Source organism: Bifidobacterium sp., from assembly GCF_051876855.1.
Lineage (GTDB): Bacteria > Actinomycetota > Actinomycetes > Actinomycetales > Bifidobacteriaceae > Bifidobacterium.
In genome coordinates, this window is the sequence record NZ_JBJEIH010000100.1 from 1 (window position 1) to 5,277 (window position 5,277).

The 5,277-nt window shown below is 58.3% G+C and carries 4 protein-coding genes; 1 reads left to right on the top strand and 3 read right to left on the bottom strand.

The genetic code is table 11. From position 1 onward, the window contains the following. The 3 genes from ACI38B_RS06705 to ACI38B_RS06715 form a co-directional block, all read right to left on the bottom strand. Window positions 1–341, bottom strand: a 341-nt coding sequence (locus ACI38B_RS06705; protein WP_439730072.1) for an MFS transporter, incomplete at its 3' end; no start/stop codon positions are given. 388 nt (window positions 342–729) lie between these two features. After that, window positions 730–1,626 (bottom strand): carbohydrate kinase family protein, encoded by an 897-nt coding sequence (locus ACI38B_RS06710; protein ID WP_439730073.1) that lies wholly within the window; start codon window positions 1,624–1,626, stop codon window positions 730–732. Between the two features lie 90 nt (window positions 1,627–1,716). Then, window positions 1,717–2,928, bottom strand: a complete 1,212-nt coding sequence (locus ACI38B_RS06715; RefSeq protein ID WP_439730074.1) for an ROK family transcriptional regulator — start codon at window positions 2,926–2,928, stop codon at window positions 1,717–1,719. 1,104 nt (window positions 2,929–4,032) lie between these two features. On the opposite strand from ACI38B_RS06715, the gene ACI38B_RS06720 reads away from it, so the two are divergent. Further along, window positions 4,033–4,989: a hypothetical protein gene (locus tag ACI38B_RS06720; RefSeq protein WP_439730075.1), complete on the top strand. Its 957-nt coding sequence runs from the start codon at window positions 4,033–4,035 to the stop codon at window positions 4,987–4,989. The last annotated feature ends 288 nt before the right edge of the window (window positions 4,990–5,277 follow it).

Here is a 5,277-nt window from a genome sequence, read left to right on the forward strand (position 1 = left end):
GAGACGATCATCAGCACCAGTCGCGGGGTGCCGGCGGCCGCAGTGTAGGCGACGACCGGCAGCAGCATGGCCACGGCGGTGACGATCAGTGAAATCAGAACGGTTTTGCGGCGGCCGATTTTGTTCATCAGTACGCCGGTGGGAACAGAGAAGATCAGGAACCAGAAAAACACCATGGAGGTGAACAGGTTCACTTGAGAGTCGGAAAGATTGAATTCCGGCTTGACGTAGTTGGTGGCTGTGCCGACCAGGTCGACGAAGCCCATGACGAAGAACGCGGCCATGACAGGGATAAGCGCCCTGACTGTGGTTTTCTTCGCTGTCGCGGTGGTGTTGCTCATGATTTCCCCTTATGCGCGATGCGAGTTGTGATGGTTCTTGATGATATCTATAGACGCCGATATCGGCGGGGTTACGGTCACTTTGTGATGTGCGAAAGTGAGCGTTGGAGCGAAATTAGGGAGAGAAAAACGTCTGCGCTCGTCCGGTTTGTCTAATATTCTGATTTCCCGGTTTGCGGTTTGGGTGGGTTGCGAAATTACGGAAAACCGGGGAAAGAGGGGAGTTCGAGACGTGGAACCGCGCGAAATCACGCGGTTATGCAATGGGGCCAAATATTGGCGCGGCTGGAGTTCACGGAATCTACACATCCGCGGAAATCCAGCCGCGTGTCATGGACGAGGTCCGCGGGGCTCATGCAATGCAGGGAATCCCGCGAACCCCGCAATATCACAGACCGGCTTCGGCGAGATAATCCGGAATGTGCTCCGGATACTCAGGCCATGCGCCATCGTTCGTGCACACGAAGGCGGCGGTGTTCACAGCGGTGCGGTGGGCTTCCTCAAGGCTTGCACCGGTGAGAATCTTCGCCGCGAAAGTGCCGGAGAAGGAGTCGCCGGCGCCGACCGTGTCCGCAACCTCGACATGCGGGGTGGACAGGGTGGAGCTGTCGCCGGTCTTGGAAATGATCGTGCTGAAGGTCGATCCGCCGGTCAGGATGATGTAATCCAGACCGTACTGGGTGAGGAACCAGCGGCAGGCCTCGTCGTCGGAAGTGCCGCGGATGCCGAACATATCGCGCAGCAGCAGGAGTTCCGCATCGTTGAGCTTGAACACGGTCGCGTAGCCGAGCAGCTCCTCGATCAGCTCCTTGGAGTAGTGGTCGCCGCGGATGTTGATGTCGAAGAACTTCATGGCGCCGGGCTTCGTATGCTTGAGCAGCTCGACGATGGTGTCATGCGATTCGGGGGAGCGCAGGCCGAGCGTGCCAAAGCACACGCAGTCGGCCTTCTCGACCTGATTGATCAGCTCGCGGGTGTACAGGATGTGGTCCCAAGCCACGCCGCGGACGATCGTGTACTCCGGGATGCCGTTCTTCAGGGCGACATCCACGGTGCCGGTCGGCCAAGCGTTGCGCTGGATGATTGCGTTGATACCGGCGTCCTTGGTGACCTTGATCAGTTCGTCGCCGAGATCGTCTTCGCCGACCGCGCTGATCGCGTAGCCGTCCGCGCCGTTGTGCATGGCGTGGTAGATGAAGTTGACCGGGGCGCCGCCTGCGCGCTTGCCTCCCGGGAGCATATCCCACAGAAGTTCACCGAGTGAGAGAACGATTGGCTGTGCCATGATGGTTCCTTTCAATATTTTGGTTGTTGGTTGGTTTGTTCTTTTTTCCGATTGGGAAATCTGGACAGTTATTGGGTTCCTAGGCGGGGTCTAGGTGATGGCGAAGAACCTTGATGGATGTTCAAGGAACTGGGTCACTGCGACCGCGGCTGCGCCGATGACGGCAGCATCCGCGGGAAGTCTGGACAGGCAGATGGTGGTTGCCTTGTTGAGTTCGGGAATGACGCGCTCATCGACTACCTCGTGCACCGCGTCCAGCAGCGGTTGGCCGCCTTCTGCGACGATGTCGCCCAAGACGATGTGCTCGGGGTTGAACGTGTTGAAAATGGTCACGCAGCCGTAGCCGACGTACCTGCCAATCTCATGGACGAGACGCTGCGCCGCGCGATCGCCTTGCGCGGCCTGTTCGAACAGCGCGTGGCAGGCTTGCTTGTGCGTCATGGTGTCGCTGTTGGCGACGATGCCGGTTTCGCTGAGCCGTCGGTGGATGGCAACGGCGGAGCAGTAGCGCTCGAGGCATCCGCGGTTGCCGCAATCGCAGGGCAGGCCGTTGACGTCGATGCTGACGTGGCCGATTTCGGCGGCGCCGCCTTGGGCTCCGTTGACGAGCCGGCCGTCGTCAATCACGCCGAGACCGACGCCTTCACCCAGCAGATAGTAGGCGAGGTTTTGGCAGGTGCTGCTCGTTGGGTCAAGCAGGTACTGGGCGAGCACGCCGGCGCGGGCGTCCTGCTCGACGAACACGGGCACGCGGAATGCGTCCGAGAATTCGTCAAGGAAATTGAATGTGCGCCAACCCTGCATTGAGGAAACGACGGCGGTTCTGCCTTCGTTGCGCAGGTAAGGGCCGGGGACCGCCATACCGATGGCGACGATTGAGGAATCGCTGTCAAGCAAGGCGTTGATGGTCTTGTGGATGCTGCGGATTGTGTCGGGAATCGTGTCGTTCTGGACGGGCGGCAAGTCGGTGAGGCTTGATGTCTCGCCTTTGAGGTCGAATACGCCGATCTCGACGAGGCTGCGGGCGAACTTGACGCCGATGAAATGGAATTGGCGTGGGTCGAGCTCCAGTCCGATGGACCGGCGGTTTTTGCGACCTTCAATGCCACCGACTTCGTGGATGATGCCGGCGTCGATCAGGCGCGCGGTGATTTTCGTGATTGCCGCCGCGGACAGGCCGAGCGCTTGGGCGATGCTGGCGCGGGAGCTGATGCCGTGGGTGTACAGGTAATGCAGCACGCGCGAACGATTGGTCTCCGATACGGTGGACCTGGTTGCTGGGGCGGCGGACTCTGTGTTCATGGCACCTCCTTGCGTCTGTTCTCCCTGCTCCGCTGGTGGGCGGACGGTTCGTCTTTGAATCTGAACTTGATTAAAAGTTTAACTCGGTTAACACAAATCGGCAAGTGAGGGCGTCGGCGTGTCGCGGGGCGCTTAGGGATTGCCGGGGTTGGGTGCGCGTTGAACGGGTGCGCAAGGAAAGATTATCGTAGCGACAACTTTGCTCTGGCGCTGTGGTGTCTGTTGCTTCGCGTATGTGATGGCATACGTGATTCTGCGCGAGTTGTGAGTGCTGGGGTCGGTGTTGTAGGCGTCGGTTGCGCTGTGCGTATGTCACGACATGCGTGATCGCCGGTTGCTGCTGTGATTGTTCGTGACGGTGGGGCATCTGTAGCGTTACGTATGCACCGATATGCGTTGCTTCTATTTTTCGAGATAGTGCCCGTGGAACTTGATGGGTCTGTCATGTTGCGTATGTCGGGACATACGAGGGTGGTCGGGTTGTGCCGTGATTGTGCGAGCGGGTGGGTCGTCTGCTGTGTTGTGTATGCCGGGGCATGCGTGGTGGTCGGGTTGTGTTGTGGCGATGCGGGTGGGACGGGTTGTCTGTCATGTTGCGTATGTCTTGGCATACGCGATAGCCGATTGTCGCCAAGTCTGGCTGCGTTGACGGGTACGTTTGCTGGGCTGCGTATGCCCGGGTATGCGCAGACTGCTATGTATTGCATTAGCGGCAAGGGAAGAAGCGTCATCTGTTGCGTCGCGTATGCGCGGACGCGCGTGATTTTGTGGTTGCGCTGTGATTGCGCGAGCGAATGCGGGCATCTGTTGCGACACGTACACCTTGGGATACGCCGTTGATCGGTTGCTGGAGATTATGGTGTGCTTGCCTGATTGTTTTGAGGATCGCGCATGGCTGCACATGCATGCTGCCTTGGTTGAGCATAAGGAGCTCGAGCTCGTTGTTCTTTTGCCCCGTGTGGCCACCTGACTGATTGCAAGATTCGTCAGCGGATTCCGTGGTGTGAGACGCACCGGCTTTTGCGCAATAAAGCTTGGTTCAACTTTTATCCACATGTTCTGGTTCATGATGCGCGACGGCATCTGTTCATATACGGTCGAATCATGACAGATATACGACAATGCTCAAAACTCGTTGAACGCTCCCGCAATCTCGGTTCGGGGGAATTCTTTGAATCCACGCGTGCCAGACTGATACGCGTCCGTGCGGTAACGTTGCAACGCTGCCGTGAAGCCCAGTCACGCAGCAGTAAACACCTGGTATTCGGCTTGGAGACGGCGCTGAAATTGATGTGCGTGGAAGTCCCCGCAGAGATTGATGTTGACGATTTGACTGTGGTCGCTCCTGATTGTCCCAGCAGACCGCAGCTTCATGGCGTTCGGTCGATTGTCTGGCCGTATGAATTGCCGACGCTGACCGTGGATGGCATTGCATGTGTGACGCCGGGCATGACATGGATCATGTATGCCGGCAAGGTGGGGTTGCGGGAGATGATATTGCTCGGTGATGCGCTCATCCGCCGTGATGCTGAGCAGAAATACTATTCCATCGGGCAGCTGGAATCAGCTGTCACGGATTTTCTTCGGATGACGGGCTTGCGGAATCGTAATCGATTCCAAACATGTACGCGTGCGCTGAAGCTGATGCACGAGAATACTGATTCCTTCCCCGAAACCCTTCTACGGCTGGCGCTTATGCAACATGGATTGCCATGCCCGCAGGTCAACTATTGTCTGGAATTGCCGGACGGGGCCAGCGGCCGTGGCGAACGGTTGTTCTTGGATTTGGCGTATCCACAAGCCTGCGTGGCAATCGAGTATGACGGGCGTCAGCATGCTTGGCAGTGGGATCGCGATCAGCGCCGGCTGAAGACGATTGGTGACGCGCATTGGGTGCACGTCGCAGTAACCAGTGCTGACTTGTGCAGTGAACAGTCTCGCGCGAAGTTGGCGGCGAGTGTCGTCGACCGGTTGGAACGTCAGCTGGGTCGCCGGGTGCGAACGGGGAAGACGTTGACGCTTCGCCAGTTGTCTGATCCGCGTCGCACTCCTGTGCGTTGAACCGCGCAAAGTGTGGGGTTGTGTATCCGCCGGGATACGCCGAACGATGAGTAATTGTTGCGGAGGCGATTCCCGGTTGGCTTCTGTCGACAGCCGTATGTCCGGACATACGTGGCTTGTCTATAGATAGTGAAAGGCAGGGGAATCAGGAGATATCTGTTGGGTTGTGTATGTCGTGGTATGCGTGGCTTGTGGGATGGGTCGGAGATTGTGGGGGAGGGATGGCGATCGGGTGGGTTGTGTATGTCGTGGTATGCGTGGCTTGTGGGATGGGTCGGAGATTGTGGG

Bases quoted from the DNA above. Each gene is read 5' to 3' on its own strand.
- ACI38B_RS06710 (WP_439730073.1), bottom strand. From the start codon at position 1,626: ATGGCACAGCCAATCGTTCTCTCACTCGGTGAACTTCTGTGGGATATG.
- ACI38B_RS06715 (WP_439730074.1), bottom strand. From the start codon at position 2,928: ATGAACACAGAGTCCGCCGCCCCAGCAACCAGGTCCACCGTATCGGAG.
- ACI38B_RS06720 (WP_439730075.1), top strand. From the start codon at position 4,033: ATGACAGATATACGACAATGCTCAAAACTCGTTGAACGCTCCCGCAAT.